Origin of the sequence: Legionella cherrii (assembly GCF_900635815.1) — a bacterium.
GTDB lineage: Bacteria > Pseudomonadota > Gammaproteobacteria > Legionellales > Legionellaceae > Legionella > Legionella cherrii.
This window is the reverse complement of sequence record NZ_LR134173.1, coordinates 1425775-1440115: the sequence shown is the minus strand read 5'-3', so window position 1 is coordinate 1440115 and position 14341 is coordinate 1425775. Positions and strand designations below refer to the sequence as shown.

Sequence of the window (14341 nt, the reverse complement as noted above, 5' to 3'; positions counted from 1 at the left end):
CATGATTACATTTTTTGTTACAAAACTCGCAACATGATACTATTGCATTCCCAAACAAGCCAGTATAAAAAAGAGTAATGATCCCTTTATCGTTGTACATTCACATTCCATGGTGTATCCGCAAATGCCCTTATTGTGATTTTAATTCCCACAAAAGTCCTGAAACTTTGCCAGAACAAAATTATATTCAAGCGCTTATTGCTGACTTAAAAACTGATTTGCAATACATTGAAGCGCGTGAGATTTACTCTATTTTCATTGGCGGTGGCACCCCGAGCCTTTTTTCTGCTCAAGCCTACGACACCTTGTTTACTGAATTGAGGCGTCTTTTGACCTTTGCCAAGGATATAGAAATTACCATGGAAGCCAATCCAGGTACTGTAGAGCAACAACGCTTTACTGAATACCGACAAACTGGTATTAATCGGCTTTCCTTGGGCATTCAAAGCTTCAACCCAGAGCATCTAGACGCCTTAGGTCGGATTCATGATGCCCAACAAGCGCATCGTGCCATTGAATCCGCCCGCAATGCCGGGTTCGATAACATCAATTTAGACATTATGCACGGTTTGCCCAAACAAAGTGTCGCTCAAGGAATCGATGATTTACGTACGGCAATCGCGCATCAACCCGAACATTTATCCTGGTATCAATTAACCATAGAACCTAATACGGTATTTTACAAAGTAAAACCGCCATTACCTTCTGAAGATGAAGCGTGGGTACTCGAGGAAGAAGGACTCGCTTTACTTAAAGAATCGGGTTTTTCACGCTATGAAATTTCTGCCTTTGCTAAACCGGATCGACAAGCCCGGCATAATTTAAATTATTGGTTATTTGGCGATTACTTAGGCATAGGCGCAGGAGCGCACGGCAAAATCACAACGAAAGAGCGAATACTAAGAACGCGCAAGCACCGTCAACCTCGAGAGTATCTCGACTCAGAAAAACCCTTTTTAGCCAGTCTAGAAGAGGTGAACACTCCCGATCTTCTTTTTGAATTTATGCTCAACACAACGCGTTTGGAACAAGCCATTCCTTTAGCGCTCTTTACTCAAACCACAGGGTTGCCACTAAGTCATCTACTCCCCAAACTCCAAATTGCGGCAAATAAGAAACTCATCGCTTTAACAGAAACCCACTGGCAAGTAACTGCTTTAGGAAGACGTTACACCAATGATTTACAAGCTCTGTACTTGTAGCATAAGTTCCTTCATCCGCCCTACGAGCAGCTTCTTACTTGTGGGAGAGGGGCAGGGTGAGGGCAACTCTACTCTAAAACTCATAGACTCCACGATTTACACTCACACGATAACGCAGCCACTTGCTTGAAAATAAAGATTATTTAATAATAAGTTACTTTCCGAAAAAGGAGCAATCGGTGATATTGTTCATATTCTTGGTAGTTCTTGCTTATTTAATGGGATCTTTTTGCTCTGCAGTCATTGTGAGTAAAACGTTTTCTTTACCTGACCCACGGATTGAGGGCTCAAAAAATCCTGGCGCAACGAATGTTTTGCGGCTTGCAGGAAAAAAATATGCAGCCTTGGTTATGATTACCGATATACTCAAAGGCACTATTCCCGTACTCATCGCCAAACTCTTGGATGCCAGTCCTGCTACAGTAGGGTTTACTGCTTTAGCAGCAGTTATCGGCCATATGTACCCGGTTTTCTTTGACTTTAAAGGGGGAAAAGGGGTTGCAACGGCAATTGGAGCGCTCTTGGGATTTCATTTTCTGGTCGGTGTTTTAGTCGCAGCAACTTGGTTGTTGGTCGCTAAATTCTCCCGCTATTCCTCTTTGGCATCGATTACTGCTGTAGGTTTTTCCCCATTTTATTCGCTGTTACTTATCCAACGTTTGGATATTTTCCCCCCTATTTTCATCATGGCCCTCTTAGTGCTCTACAAGCACAAAGACAATATTGTGCGACTTATTGACAAAAAAGAACCAAAAATTAAATTAAAGAATAATGTGATTAACGACATTATGCAGGATGAGCCGCCCGAGGCTGTGACACCCGTTAGAAAAACAGAAGCATCTGCCCCTGAAGTAGCAATTGAAGTAGAAACCATCACCATTACCAAAACCGTAGTGACTCCACCTAAAGCAACAAAAACAACTAAAACTACAAAAACAACCACTAAAAAGGCCGAGTCCCCTGAAAAGAAAGCCAAGCCTGCTAAAAAAGCAACTGCACCGAAAGTAAAAACTAAGAAACCTCCTGCGGAATAAAATCATACGAAATATCAAAATCCCTAAAAATCTTCTTTAAGATTTTTAGGGACTTAAAACGAACACAAAAGTTAAATACTGGTCGGTGTCCCTCTGGCAGTTTTTTATGCGCATCACTATCTTTATGCAGTGATTAAAATGTGTTTGGACCTATAGATTGCATTTCTTCAGCATCGATATCGAATGGCTCAGCTTTTACCGGCTCTAAAACTTCAATTTTATTATAACCAAAAGCATTTTTGACAAAATCAATTATCCATTGCATCAAAGAATGATTGTGCAACGCTGCCTCGACTCTGTGATCCCCATAGTTTATTGCGTTGCTCTCGATAGATATTTTTGGTTTTTCAGCGTGTGACAAATCGACTGCAATTTCTCCTTGTGCTTCGATAATATTTCCTTTATCTTCTCGAGAAATGGTCGGATCGTCTGCTAGTTTATATACTTTTCCGTCTTTAGTGCGTTGTGTGTTGTATTTAATACCATATTTCTCAAAACCATTTTCGGATACAATGATGTTTTGTACTCCAACATTTTCTTTTACCTTAAATCCCTCTTTTGTAGGAATAATATTAACAACTATCTGCATGTTCGTTATTGTTCCATAAGCAATTTTTCCATCTCGAGCATCCGGTTCACCTGGCAGTGCATCTCGTTCCATGGATGTGGCAAGAGCACCTGACACTGGATGCATAAGTCCTCCTTGATGGAAGGTTTTCTTTAGAAAATCAATGGCTTCTTTCATATCTTTTTCTTTAAGTTTAGGATCCATCTTTCCCAAAATCACTTCTTTAAAAAATTTTTCGACATCGTCTACGTCACTCAGTAAACCATAATCATCAGCAAATGTGGTAATCGGTTTCCCATCTATTAATATTTGCCTGCGTTGCTCAGGATCACCTGTGTACTTCATAGCCCTATTCCAATCCTCCCCTAATCTAATCCCTTCTCCAGAATTAACTTTTTCAATTTGCAATGGACTGTGTGCACTATGGAATTTTACCCATTTACTTTTGCCCATTTTCTGCCTCTCAATATAAATAAGTATCATATTGATTTATTTTAACACATATCAAATGATTAAGCCAAAGGCCATCGTGCCTTAACTTCTACTGCATCACTTAAATCCTTTTCCCCCCTTAACATCCGCAAACATCCGGCATAAGCAATCATCGCACCATTATCGGTACAATATTCTAAAGCTGGAAAATAAATCGTCCCGCCAATACTCTGAATCCATTCACTTAAGCCTGAACGTAAGGCTTTGTTCGCCCCTACTCCCCCTGCAACTACCAATTGATTACACCCAGATTCTTGTACCGCGCGTTTGCATTTAATCATCAAGGTATCCACAACGGCTTGCTGAAATGCCTTGGCAATTTCAGCGCGTGCACATTCATCTTTTGCGCTTTGATTCCAAGTATTTAAGGCGAATGTTTTTAAACCACTAAAGCTAAACTCAAGGCCGGGGCGGTCGGTCATAGGACGAGGAAAACGATAAGGAGTTGATTCACATTGATCAGCAAGCGCTGCGAGTACCGGACCTCCAGGATAGGGTATTCCCATTAACTTGGCGGTTTTATCAAACGCCTCACCCACCGCATCATCGAGAGTATCTCCGAGTATGCTGTATTGCCCCAAATCCCTGACGTCAACCAGTTGGCAATGGCCGCCGGATACCAAAAGCGCAATAAAAGGAAATTCGAGTGAAGGCGTTTCCATTTTTGCCGCCAAAAGATGTGCTTCCAAATGATGAATGGCTAACGCAGGAATTTGTAATGCATAGGCCAAGCTTTTGGCAAAACAGGAACCAACCAATAATGCACCAATTAGCCCTGGGCCTGCCGTATAAGCAATTCCATCCAATGCTTTTTTATCAAGCCCTGCCTGTTGTAATACTTTATCGAGTAAAGGCACCAAATAATTAATATGATCCCGGGAAGCAAGCTCAGGTACCACACCACCATGCACTCGATGGGTGTCAATTTGCGAATGCAACGCATGCGCTAACAAACCAGCATCGGAATCATAAATCGCTACTCCAGTTTCATCACAAGAGGATTCAATACCTAAAACCAACATAAAAAGGACCTGATAAAAAAATTCAGTCATTGTACCATATATCATAGAGACTGGGTGAAACGCGGCGGAGACGGAAAACTCACTGCTCGATACCAGTTTCAGCTGGCTTCTCCTGAATCTTCTAAGTCCGCCCTTACCGCGGGGGGTGTAGCCTAAGAGGTGTGCCCTCCTCAGATTACCCAATATTCAAGCTGTACTTATTAAAAAATAAAATTGTTGATTTAAAACTTGACGAGGGCTTCAACTAGCACTAGAATTGCCCACCTATTAAGATCAAATAACCAGAGGACTATTTAATGCCTACAGTTCGCGTCAAAGAAGGCGAAAATCCAGAATACGCACTGCGCCGTTTTAAGCGCTCTTGTGAAAAAGCCGGTATTTTAACCGAGTTACGCCGTCGTGAATTTTATGAAAAACCAACTGCTGAACGTAAGCGCAAGCAAGCTGCTGCAGTAAAACGTCATCTGAAGAAAATTTCTCGTGATATGACAGCAAAACAACAAGGCGGCAAACGCCGACGTAAATAGGATTTTTGCCTGTCCTGTATTTTTTACTAGGCCACATGTACTTCGCATAGTCACAATTTGATAGATGATTATGATGTTGTATTTAGTGGCCTTTCGCTTTTTAGAATAGATTAAACTTCTTCCCAAACTCATGGTAGTGAGGACAGAGGTTTCCTTACATAGGGCCGAGCCGCTCATTCGATTTTAAGGAATAAAAAATGACTATTAAAGAACGTCTCAATAATGATGTTAAAGATGCAATGCGAGCCAAAGAAAAAGAATTGTTAGCCGCACTTCGTTTAATTACTGCTGCCGTCAAACAAGTTGAAGTCGATGAACGTATCGAAGTCGATGATGAGCGTATGTTGGTTATTTTAGATAAAATGAGCAAGCAACGTAAAGAATCTATCGCGCAATATGAAAAAGCCAACCGAGATGATCTGGTTGCTCAAGAACAATTTGAACTGGATATCCTGAAGAAATATTTGCCTGAGCCTTTGTCTGCTGCAGAAATTGAGAATATGGTTCAAGAGGCGATTGCCTCAACTGGCGCTGAAAAGATGGCAGACATGGGTAAAGTTATGGCACTTTTAAAGCCCAGCTTGCAAGGACGTGCTGATATGGCGCAAGTCAGTGCCATGATTAAGGCTAAGCTAAGCTAAGGATCCCTATGTCTGGCTTAATCCCGCAGCCATTCATTGATGATCTTCTCCACCGCACGGATCTGGTTGAATTAATTGACAGCTATGTTCCCTTGAAAAAACGAGGGAACAGTCATATTGCGTGCTGTCCTTTTCATAATGAAAAATCCCCTTCATTTAATGTCGTTGCCAAAAAACAGTTTTATCACTGCTTTGGTTGTGGCGCCTCAGGAAATGCCATCAGCTTTGTCATGAACTACCTCAACCAGGGATTTGTTGATGCAGTGGAAACCCTGGCTACCCGTGTCGGTTTAACAATTCCGCGGGACAAACAAACTGAGAAAACTAATCCCTCCCAGGATCTTTATAAACTCTTGTCGGCGGTGAGTCTTCATTATCAAAAAAAATTAAAGCATGAAGGGCAACCTGCGATTGATTATTTGCGAGGTAGAGGTTTAAGCGGCGAAATTGCCAAACTGTATCAATTAGGTTATGCAAGCGAAGGATGGCACCACCTCGAAAAAGCATTCCCCCGCAATCAACGCGAACTGCTTGCAACAGGGATGTTGATTAAAAATGAAGATGGAAAAATCTATGATCGCTACCGTAACCGCGTCATGTTCCCTATTCATGACCGCCATGGGCGCATTATAGGTTTTGGTGGACGGGTACTGGATAAGGAACAAAAACCCAAATACCTTAACTCTCCTGAAACCGTCATTTTTCAAAAAAGCAGAGAATTGTATGGCTTACATCAAATTCTAAGCCAACAAAAAGCAGTAGAGTACATAATTGTAGTTGAAGGGTACATGGATGTGATTGCATTAGCCCAACATGGAATTATGAATGCGGTAGCCACCTTAGGCACTGCGACCAGTACCTATCACATTCAACTGCTTGCCAAACATACCAAGTCATTAATTTTTTGTTTTGATGGCGATAATGCCGGAAGACAAGCAGCATGGCGTGCCCTTGAAAGCAGCTTGCCGCATTTAAATTTAGGCCTGGATGCCAGTTTTATGTTCTTACCCGATGGGCACGATCCGGACAGTTTGGTTCGAGAGGAAGGTAAAGACAATTTTTTAAAACGACTCAAGCAAGCTACCCCATTGCACCGTTTTCTTTTTGATAACTTAGCCAAAGACCTCAATTTACTTCGACCCGCAGGCAAAACCCAACTCATCAATTTGGCCAAACCATTTTTACAAAAAATGGATGAAGGTTCGTATAAACAACTCCTTATTGAGGATCTGGCGCGTTTAACTCATATCGAAACCCACCGATTAACCCAGTTAGTTACTGAGGAGTCTAAATCGCCCCAGCAAGAACAGGCAATGACCATTGCCCGTACGCCAATGCGTATTGCGGTTGCCCTCCTCTTACAACATCCGGAAATTTATAGCCAGATCAAACAACAAATCAATCTTGAGCTTTTGGATGCGAAAGAGCATGAAATTTTACTGAGCGTGTTAGATCAACTGGAAGCAAACCCGCAAGCCACTACGGCTACATTAATTGAATCGTGGCGTAATCATCCTTATTTTGAGTCCCTGAACAAACTTGCGGCCTGGGACCATCTGGTTCCCGAACAAGAATTAGTCAAGGAATTCATTGATATTATCCTGTTTTTACAAAAGCAAAATCGTGAATTAACCATACGCCAACTGATTAATAAATCACGCCAGCACGGGTTGAATGAAGAAGAAAAAATACAATTGCAAGAAATGTTAAAAGAACGGCATATTTGAAACAGCGGCGTGTAACTGGTTCGCTTGCGTCTCTCTTGCACCGAGGTTCCTCAATGCAAGCCATTGATGGTCAACAACAACCAAAATGGATTTTATTGTGCATTTTGTATGAAATATGATAACGTGACGCCTCATCATAATGAACCCAAGCCTCATAAATAGGATGTTCTAAAAAAAGCAGTGAAAAATTACTAGTATGTTGCAAACTACCGGTCTATAATTGTAAGATTTTGTAATCCTAAAGAAGCAATTATTTCCAACTGGTGTTTTAAATGCTACGTGGTTTATTTGTTTTTTAGGATTGTGTCTAATTGTCCCTAGAGAAGTGCCTATGACCATGAACGATCAAGAACAGCAAAGCTCACAGATAACCAAAGTCATTAGCTTGGGAAAAGAGCAGGGTTACTTGACTTACAGCCAAATCAATGACCTTTTGCCTAATATAGTCGACACAGAACATTTTGATGTCATTATCAGCATGCTGGAAGGCATGAACATCAAAGTATTTGAGTTACCCCCCGGCGATGATGAACTGGCACTTCTGCTGAATACAGAAGAAGTACCTGATATCGAAGAAGCCGCAATGGTACTTGCTTCTGTGGATAAAGAAACTGGACGCACAACCGATCCAGTTCGCATGTACATGCGGGAAATGGGTACCGTAGAGCTGCTAACCCGCGAAGGTGAAATCCGCATTGCGAAACGCATTGAAGAAGGGATTTACCAAGTACTTAAATCTTTGGCAAGTTACCCAGAAACGATTCAATTAGTACTTGATGACTATGAGCGCTTTAATGCCCAAGAAATTCGCCTCAATGAAATTATCAGTGGCTTCTCTGACGTTGAAGATGAAGTAGCTCCCGCTGCAAGCATTGGCTCCATGCTGGAAGAGCAACAAATCGATGACTTACTGTTGTCTGATGAAGAAGATGAAGATGGCGAAGGCGGTATTGGCGAAGTCGATGACGGTCCCAATCCAGAACAAGCTAAAATTTATTTTGATGAGTTACGTGATACGTATGAAGAAGCCATGGTGGCGTTAAAAGAGCATGGTAGAGAACATGCCAAAACGCTTAAAGCCTTGGAGAAAATGTCTGAATCGTTCTTAAAGCTTAAGCTCACTTCCAGACAAGTTGATCGCTTAACGCGTCATTTCCGTCAATTGCGTAACCACATTAGAGAATTCGAGCGCGGTATAATGCGTCTTTGTATCGAAAGAGCGCGAATCCCACGTAAACTGTTTATTGATACATTTCCAGGCCAAGAAACGGATATGGAATGGCTCAATGGCATTATTGCCAAACACGGCAAAAAGCTCGATATGGCTCGTATCCAGGAAAACACCGACGAAATTTTGCGCATCCAATCTCGTTTGGTCGCATTCGAAGTGGAATATGGTTTGACGATCGGAGAAATTAAAGACATCAATCGCAAAATGTCTATTGGTGAAGCCAAAGCACGTCGCGCCAAAAAAGAAATGGTTGAGGCCAACTTACGTTTGGTTATTTCCATCGCGAAAAAATACACCAACCGTGGTTTGCAATTCCTTGATTTGATTCAGGAAGGTAACATCGGCCTCATGAAAGCAGTAGATAAATTTGAATACCGTCGTGGTTACAAATTCTCTACCTATGCAACCTGGTGGATTAGACAGGCAATTACCCGCTCCATCGCCGACCAAGCACGTACCATCCGTATTCCGGTACACATGATCGAAACGATCAACAAGCTTAACCGCATTTCCAGACAAATTCTTCAAGAAACTGGCCGTGAAGCCACCCCTGAAGAACTCGCGGAAAAAATGGAATTGAGCGAAGACAAGATTCGCAAAGTTTTAAAAATAGCCAAAGAACCTATTTCCATGGAAACCCCAGTCGGTGACGATGATGATTCACACTTAGGTGACTTTATTGAAGACAACAACATCGAATCGCCAATTGATATGGCAACCGCCGAAGGTTTACGCGAAGCGACTCTGGAAATCTTGGAAACCTTAACCCCAAGAGAAGCCAAAGTACTGCGTATGCGTTTTGGTATCGAAATGAATACCGACCATACCCTGGAAGAAGTGGGCAAACAATTTGACGTAACTCGCGAGAGAATTCGTCAAATCGAAGCCAAAGCGCTCCGCAAACTGCGCCACCCTTCTCGTTCAGAAAAACTGAGAAGCTTCTTAGAAGGCGATGAAGGCTAAAAGGTTATCACGAAACGTAGCCCGCATTAGCACAAGCATAATGCGGGTTTCTTCCTATCTCCAAAGATAAAAGAATTTCATCCCCCTTTCCTCAAACACACAGAAAAATCTCTAAAAAATCTCAAAAAAAACTAGCACATTAAGCCAATTAAGTTTAAAATGACCCCCTCTCCGGGCCCATAGCTCAGTTGGTCAGAGCAGCGGACTCATAATCCGTTGGTCCTAGGTTCAAGTCCTAGTGGGCCCACCAACAAAATTATTTAAATTCAACAAGTTACAAATTATTTCCCAATTATCTAAAAATATTGTGTGACTTTGTGGGTTAATTTTCACGAAAAAACACGCAAAACAGTATACATACATTCCGTAAGATATCGTTTTATTATCAATTTATTTTTAGAACCAACGGACTATTGCTCCGGGCGCATATTCTGAAAAGGGATCTTGTAGGGGAAGAATAACAATATCGATTAGATTATGAACCTTAAGGATAAAATTTTGTTGCACATTGCTCATATTTTTCCAAAAATAATTAAAATTCAATAAAATAAAAGGTATATAATGCTTTTTTAAACTATACTGAAAATGGCAATGCAGCACAAATAAATATCAAAGAAATTTAATATCAATGAATAGTAAAAGCTCTATAGTCAAGGATGATTTTTATGAGAAAACTAGTTTCATCACGAGTTTATTATTTTATTTTACTCATAGTTTCTGCCTTTGGGATTTCATGCAGCCAAAATGATAAGAATCATACTCCTAGACAAACCAGACCTGTTAAAGCCATTCAAATAGGTAACACCAATGCATTCAATGGACGCGCGTTTCCAGGTCGAGCAAGAGCTTTTCAACAAGTCAATTTGTCATTTAATGTGAGTGGCTCTTTAATTGAGTTACCGGTTAAGATTGGTGACAACGTTAAGAAAGGTTCATTAATTGCAAAACTTGACCCGTTGGAATTTGAGGCAAAATTACAATCAGCCCAAGCTGAGTTTACCCGAGATCAACAAAATTTTCTCAGGGCTCAGGCATTGGTAGGTAAAGGTCATATTTCAAAAGCTGATTATGATCTATTAAAAGCAAAACTTGGGGTTTCTAAAGCAAATCAAGATTTAGCAGAAAAATCACTTAAAGATAGTGTACTCAAGGCTCCATTTGATGGAAAAATTTCAACCTTATATGTTGAAAATTATCAGACGATAGCGAGCAAACAGAATATTGCCAGATTATTAGATACTTCTCAAATTGAAATGGTACTGCAGATGCCTGAGGGAGTGATAAGCTATATTCCTAATGTAAAAGATATTGTTGTTCATTTTGATTCATTTCCCAATGTCGCAATTCCTGCACAAATAAAAGAAATCAGTAATGAAGCATCTCCTGAAACCCGAACTTATCCAGTAACTTTAATCATGCAACAACCTAAAGATGTTGAAATTTTACCCGGTATGGCCGGTAAAGCTACTGGCCATATTGAGCAAACTAAGAATACGCAAAATAAATTTACGATTCCATCTTCTGCTGTGGTGACTACTGACTCCGAAAAAAAGACTTATGTATGGATAATTAATCCAAAAACCTACCAAGTCCATCGATGTCAAATACAGATTGGAGAACTTACCCCGACAGGTATTTCTGTTATTAAAGGTTTGCATGCAGGAGAATGGGTAGTGACTGCAGGTATTCATAGCTTAGAGGAAGGAGAGAAGGTCACTATTTTAAATGAGCAGGATAATTAGATATGGCCTTAGCCGACTTTGCAATTAAAAATAAAACGGTAACCTCATTTATTTTGATGTTGCTGGTCTTTGCCGGCTCTATTTGTTTCTTTAAACTTGGGCGTTTGGAGGATCCTGAATTTACAGTTAAAACAGCAACAATTACCACACATTATCCAGGCGCCAGTGCAGAACAAGTTGAGTTGGAAGTTACTGATCTCATCGAAAAAAAAATTCAAGAAATGTCGGAGGTGAAGGACATTTCTTCAATTTCCAGACCTGGACTTTCTATTATCAAAGTCAACATTAAAAACGAATATTGGTCTGACCGCTTGCCACAAGTCTGGGACAATTTACGAAAAAAAGTACAGGATATCAAAAGTAATTTACCTCCAGGGACAGACTCACCTTTTGTAGGAGATGATTTTGGCTATGTATTTGGCTTTCTCTTGGCAGTGACATCAGATGGATTCAGCTATGCTGAACTTGAAAACTATACAAAAGAAATACAAAAGGAGCTTAGTATTGTTCCTGGAGTTGCACGTGTTGATTTATGGGGTGTCCAGAAAAAGAGAATTTATTTAGATATTTCAAATACTCAACTTTCTCAATTAGAAGTGACCATTGCTGATTTGGAGCGCACATTAAAATTTCAAAACCAGGTTGTCGATGCAGGTCATGTAGATTATCAATTTCAACGGATGAGAATTGCACCAACAGGTGAATTTACTACGGCGGATGCTATTGGTGATTTGGCGATTATTCCACAGTTAAAATTAAATAAACCTAAGAAAAGCGAAGAAATCATCAGGATCCGTGATTTTGCGGATGTTAAAGAGGGCTATATCGATCCCCCTGAGCAGTTGATGCGCTATTCAGGTCTGCCAGCAATTGGTATCGCATTAGCGCCATTATCCGGTGTGAATGCAGTAAAAGTGGGCCAAGATGTCAATGAACGCCTTGAGGAGCTGCAAGCTAAACTTCCAAGAGGAATAGAGATTCATAAAATCTCATGGCAATCCGATATCGTTGCTGAATCCATCAATTCTTTCCTCATCAATTTAGTTGAAGCAGTGCTCATTGTTTTATTGGTGTTGGCTTTCACAATGGGAATAAGGGCCGGCATGATAATCGGTGTTTCCGGGCTGATATTGGCAATTTTAGGTACTTTTATCATAATGCAAATGGTACACATTGATCTTCAACGTGTTTCATTAGGCGCATTAATTATTGCCATGGGGATGATGGTTGATAATGCGATTGTGGTAGTTGATGGATTTATTAGTCGATTGCAGCAAGGAGTAGCACGAGAAAAAGCAGCTGTAGATGCAGCAAGTATTTCATCCTTGCCATTGTTGGGTGCAACCATTGTTGCATGCATGGCTTTTTACCCCATTTTTGCTTCGACCTATGATACTGGGGAATATGCAGGAAGTTTGTTTACCGTAATTGCAGTTTCGCTTATTTTAAGTTGGGTACTTTCCCAAACAGCCACACCTCTTTTTTGTATTTTATTTATACCAGACCCCAAGCAAGTAGCCAACCAAGAGGATGCATATACGAGTCGGTTTTATAAAGGATATAAGTACCTATTGGAAACAGTAGTAAATTACCGCAGGCTTTTTACTCTTAGTATGTGTGGCCTGTTGGCTCTCTCTATTATTGGTTTTCGATATGTCCCTATCATGTATTTTCCTGACTCATCACGATTGCAAGTAATGATAGATTATTGGGCACCAGAGGGGACTCGTATCCAGGTGGTTTCTGAGGATCTTGAAAAACTTGAAAAAAAGCTGCTTGAAGATCCAGGCGTTACGAGTGTGAGTACTTTTATTGGTCAAGGCCCACCTCGTTTTTATTTACCCGTCGAATCAGAATTCCCTTATTCTTCTTATGCTCAATTGATTGTTAACATGAAGAGTTTGCAAGATGTAGATCGTTTGGTCGCTACATTACCCGTATGGAATCATAAAAATTTTCCGCAATCCATGGTACGAGTTCGCAAATATGCGGTTGGGGCATTTAATAATTGGAAAATTGCTGCTCGATTTAGTGGGCCGGCAAATGCAAGTCCAACCGTTTTACGAAATCTTGCGGATCAAGCAGTAGCTATACTAAGGGCTAATCCCCATGCTATTGATGTGCGAACAGATTGGCGTGAGCCTGTATTGCAAATAGTTCCAGAGTATCAGCAAGAGCGTGCCCGTTGGGCGAATATTTCACGCCTTGATTTAGCCCAAACATTTCAAAGGGCCAGTGATGGGATTAACGTTGGGCTTTATCGTGAGCAAGATAATCTGATTCCTATTATATTACGTCAGCCGCTTAGTGAGCGAGATACAGCAGCGGTTGACTTGCCCTTGTTGCAAGTCAATTCACAATTGAGTACTCAAACAATCCCTGTTTCTCAAGTAGTTAATGGTATTAAGCTTGCTTGGACAGATCCCATTATTTGGCGTTGGGATCGTAAAAGAGCAATCACCGTTCAATGTTCTCCTTATCAAGTCACTGCAAATACTTTACGTGAAAGCATCTTGCCAGAATTCGAAAAAATTAAATTACCTCCAGGATACACGTTGACGTGGGATGGAGAATATAAAAGCAGTAAAGAATCTGCTGACGCATTAAAACCTGGGCTTTTTCCAGCAGTAATCATCATGCTATTAATTATTGTGATGTTATTTAATGCGTACCGACCTTCTTTTATCATTATTGCAGTGATACCCTTTGTGATGATTGGGATCACTTTCGGTTTGCTCATTACAGGAGTTCCTTTTGGGTTTATTGCCTTGTTAGGAGCGATGAGCCTTTCGGGGATGATGATCAAAAATTCAGTGGTGTTATTGGATCAAGTGAGTATAAATATTACCAGTGGAATGAAGCCTTATGAAGCGGTCATTGCAGCAGGGTTAAGTCGGTTATCACCCGTAGTGAATGCAGCTGTGACAACCATATTGGGAGTAATCCCTTTATTGCAAGATGTTTTTTGGGTTTCTTTGGCCGGTAACAATCATGTTCGGATTGACTGTAGGTACGATACTCACCATGTTTTTAGTTCCAGTCTTTTATTGCATTTTGTATCGGATTAATCCTGAGAAGAAACAACAAAACCTTAACCAATAATATGGTAACTACTATCAATATAAATAATATGAATGATTGATCTTTTTTCAGTCTTTTGAATAATTAAAAATGAAAATAAAATGGGACCTA

Annotated in this window: 10 protein-coding genes and 1 tRNA gene; 9 read left to right on the top strand and 2 right to left on the bottom strand. The window is 40.6% G+C overall.

Annotated features, from left to right (window positions below; genetic code table 11):
• Positions 1 to 77 precede the first annotated feature (77 nt).
• Together hemW and plsY are read left to right on the top strand one after the other, a co-directional pair.
• The gene (gene hemW, locus EL022_RS06200; RefSeq protein WP_028381228.1) at positions 78 to 1202 is read left to right on the top strand and encodes a radical SAM family heme chaperone HemW; all 1125 of its coding nucleotides are present in this window, start codon (positions 78 to 80) and stop codon (positions 1200 to 1202) included.
• Positions 1203 to 1381: 179 nt separating this feature from the next.
• Positions 1382 to 2236 carry a glycerol-3-phosphate 1-O-acyltransferase PlsY gene (plsY, locus tag EL022_RS06195; RefSeq protein WP_028381229.1) on the top strand — a complete coding sequence of 285 codons (855 nt, stop codon included), beginning with the start codon at positions 1382 to 1384 and terminating at the stop codon, positions 2234 to 2236.
• 133 nt (positions 2237 to 2369) lie between these two features.
• On the opposite strand, the gene EL022_RS06190 is transcribed toward plsY, so the two are convergent.
• Positions 2370 to 3257, bottom strand: coding sequence for a hypothetical protein (locus EL022_RS06190; RefSeq protein ID WP_028381230.1), 888 nt, complete (start codon positions 3255 to 3257; stop codon positions 2370 to 2372).
• 59 nt (positions 3258 to 3316) lie between these two features.
• Entirely contained in the window at positions 3317 to 4318 is a 1002-nt protein-coding gene (tsaD, locus tag EL022_RS06185; RefSeq protein ID WP_028381231.1) for a tRNA (adenosine(37)-N6)-threonylcarbamoyltransferase complex transferase subunit TsaD, read from the bottom strand.
• 296 nt (positions 4319 to 4614) lie between these two features.
• On the opposite strand from tsaD, the gene rpsU reads away from it, so the two are divergent.
• The 7 genes from rpsU to EL022_RS06150 all read left to right on the top strand — a co-directional run bounded on the left by rpsU (position 4615) and on the right by EL022_RS06150 (position 14217).
• On the top strand, positions 4615 to 4845 hold the full coding sequence (gene rpsU / locus EL022_RS06180; RefSeq protein WP_010652681.1) for a 30S ribosomal protein S21: 231 nt from the start codon (positions 4615 to 4617) through the stop codon (positions 4843 to 4845).
• 197 nt (positions 4846 to 5042) lie between these two features.
• Positions 5043 to 5486 carry a GatB/YqeY domain-containing protein gene (locus EL022_RS06175; RefSeq protein ID WP_028381232.1) on the top strand — a complete coding sequence of 148 codons (444 nt, stop codon included), beginning with the start codon at positions 5043 to 5045 and terminating at the stop codon, positions 5484 to 5486.
• Between the two features lie 8 nt (positions 5487 to 5494).
• The gene (gene dnaG / locus EL022_RS06170; RefSeq protein WP_028381233.1) at positions 5495 to 7213 is read left to right on the top strand and encodes a DNA primase; all 1719 of its coding nucleotides are present in this window, start codon (positions 5495 to 5497) and stop codon (positions 7211 to 7213) included.
• Between the two features lie 331 nt (positions 7214 to 7544).
• Complete coding sequence (rpoD, locus tag EL022_RS06165) at positions 7545 to 9407, top strand: RNA polymerase sigma factor RpoD (protein ID WP_028381234.1); 1863 nt, start codon at positions 7545 to 7547, stop codon at positions 9405 to 9407.
• 173 nt (positions 9408 to 9580) lie between these two features.
• Positions 9581 to 9657, top strand: a tRNA-Ile gene (locus EL022_RS06160).
• A 415-nt stretch (positions 9658 to 10072) separates the two neighbouring features.
• A complete protein-coding gene (locus EL022_RS06155) occupies positions 10073 to 11149 on the top strand; it encodes an efflux RND transporter periplasmic adaptor subunit (protein ID WP_028381235.1) in 1077 nt (358 codons plus the stop codon).
• A gap of 2 nt (positions 11150 to 11151) precedes the next feature.
• Positions 11152 to 14217, top strand: coding sequence for an efflux RND transporter permease subunit (locus tag EL022_RS06150; protein ID WP_197718073.1), 3066 nt, complete (start codon positions 11152 to 11154; stop codon positions 14215 to 14217).
• The last annotated feature ends 124 nt before the right edge of the window (positions 14218 to 14341 follow it).